Raw genomic sequence first — 206 nt, 5'->3', positions numbered from 1 at the left:
GCCACGGGTAAAGTTTGGCAGCAGGGCTGCATCCACACTTTCACTCGGTGGATTCCACGCCCGCAGCTGACCACCAAATCCGCTGCCACCGCCGTGATAACCGGCAAATTCACGCAGCGATGTCCTGCCGTCCGGTCCAAGAAGGGTGGGGATGGTGGATGTTTTCATACATAAAATCCTGCTGGTCCCCTGCGTCGCTGTGTCAT

At 57.8% G+C, this 206-nt stretch carries 1 pseudogene; it reads right to left on the bottom strand.

The features are described from left to right. Nucleotides 1-168, bottom strand: a pseudogene (locus tag FDX22_RS20960) (phage portal protein); the annotation flags it as partial. Nucleotides 169-206: the final 38 nt, after the last annotated feature.

It is taken from the genome of Citrobacter sp. TBCS-14 (assembly GCF_005280805.1).
In the GTDB taxonomy this organism is placed as follows: Bacteria; Pseudomonadota; Gammaproteobacteria; order Enterobacterales; family Enterobacteriaceae; genus Citrobacter; species Citrobacter gillenii.
The sequence above is the reverse complement of the archived record's forward strand: the minus strand, read 5'-3'. Positions and strand labels throughout refer to the sequence as shown.